Annotated in this window: 1 pseudogene; it reads right to left on the bottom strand. The window is 66.7% G+C overall.

Features of this window, described 5'->3' with window-relative positions:
* Positions 1-1,907, bottom strand: a pseudogene (morA, locus tag FFS27_RS32205) (cyclic di-GMP receptor MorA); the annotation flags it as partial.
* Positions 1,908-2,013 lie beyond the last annotated feature (106 nt).

A 2,013-nucleotide genomic window follows, 5' to 3' on the forward strand; every position in this document is an offset into this window, starting at 1 on the left:
CCCTGGGAAGGCAGCAGCAGGGTGAATTCGTCGCCGCCCATGCGCGCCACGGTATCGTCCTGGCTGACGCAGGCGCTCAGGCGGGTCGCCACTTCCTGCAGCATGCGGTCGCCGGCGGCGTGGCCGAGGGAGTCGTTGATCGGCTTGAAGCGGTCGAGGTCGAGGAACATCAGCACCACCCATTGGCCGTTGCGCTCGGCCTGTTGCAGGGCGGTATGCAGACGGTCCTGGAACAGCGTGCGGTTGGGCAGGTGGGTGAGGGCGTCGTAGTAGGCCAGGCGGTGGATGCGCCGCTCGCTGGCCTTGCGCTCGCTGATGTCGCTGAAGAAGCAGACGAAGCTGACCAGGTCGCCTTCCTCGTCGCGCACCGCGGTGATGCCGACCCAGGACGGATAGAGTTCGCCGGTCTTGCGCTTCTGCAGGATCTCGCCTTCCCAGCTGCCGCTGTGCTGCAGGCTGGCGAGCACGTGCTTGAGCTGGTTGGCTTCCTGGCGGTCGGCGGTGAGCAGGCGCGGCTGCTGGTCGAGCACGTCGGCCGGGCTGTAGCCGGTCAGGCGCGAGAAGGAATCGTTGACCTGGACGATGTAGCCGGCCGGGTCGGTGACCATGATCGCCGCCGTGGAGTGTTCGAATACCGTCGCCGCCATCCGCAGCTCGCGTTCGGCGCGGCGCTGCTGGCTGATGTCGCGGGCGATGCCGAGCAGGCCTTCGAAGCGGTCGTGCTCGTCCCACATCAGGACGATCCGCAGTTCGATGGGAATCTTGCGTCCGTCGGCGCGCAGGCAGTCGAGGGCGAACAGATGCTGGCCAGGGTTTTCCCGCAGCTCGGCGAGCTTCTGGCGGTCGCCGATGGCGTGCCGCACGCGGCGCAGCAGGCCGTTCAGGCGGCCGAGCTGGCGCGGGTTGGTGGCGGTCTGATGGAGGCCGTTGAGCAGCGCCCATTCCGGGCTGTAGCCGAACACGTGCTGTACCGAGGGGCTGACGTAGCTGGCGTTGAGTTCGGCGTCGGTGGAGAAGATCACGTCGCTGATGTTTTCCGCCAGCATGCGGTAGCGTCGGCCGTTCTCGCGCAGCGCGTTGTTCGCCTCGACGGTGAAGGTGATGTCCTTGGCCACGCCGATCAGGCGCGCCACGCGACCGCTGCGGTCGCGGCTGAAGGCCTGCTCGCGGATGTCGAACCAGTGCCAGCGGCCGTCGCGGTGGCGCCAGCGCAGCTGGCTGTCGAGCAGCAGGCCGTCGCCGACCACGTGCTGCAGGTTGCGGATGCGCCAGTAGTATTCCTGGTCGTCGGGGTGCAGCAGGGTTTCCCAGAAGTTCTCGCCCATCCGCGCCAGTTCTTCCTGGTTGTAGCCCAGTTGCTGGCCCAGGTGATGGTTGCTGAAGATCACCCGGCGCGCGTGCAGGTCGTGGATGTAGAGGGTATCGGGCACCGCCTGGACCGCGTCCGACCAGAACTTCTCGCGCTCGATCAGCGACAGTTCGACTTCCTTGCGACTGGTGACGTCGGACAGGCTGAGGGTCACCGCATGCCATTCGCCGGGGTTTTCCGGCAGGCGCAGTTGCAACCACAGGTGCCGCGGCGTGCTCTTGCCGCAGCGCAGCGTGGCTTCCAGTTCGAGTACCGGCCGGCGTTCGATGAGCGCCTCGATCACCTGCAGGCGCAGGCTGTCCGGTTGTAGCGGGCCGTGGTCGAGCAAGCGCTGCCAGGCCTGTTCGGTGGACTCGATCTGCAGCAGGCGGCGACTGACATCGTTGATCTCGGTGATGCGGATCCGCTCCAGCAGCGCCTGCTGCCGCCCGGGTTCGCCGGCGAGCCAGGCGCGCAGTGCGGCGCAGCTGTCCAGGCCTTGTTCCACCAGAGCCTGGCGCAGGGCGGAGAGGTCGAGCACGCAGAGGGCCACGCCGACATTTACTGACGAATGCAGGAGAGGTGCGCCTGTAATGCGGGAAATGGCCACCGGAGTGGGGTCCGGGTGGCGAAAACGTAAGAAATACTCGTCGAATTGATTGTTT

It is taken from the genome of Pseudomonas sp. 2VD, from assembly GCF_005503585.1.
GTDB lineage: Bacteria > Pseudomonadota > Gammaproteobacteria > Pseudomonadales > Pseudomonadaceae > Pseudomonas > Pseudomonas aeruginosa.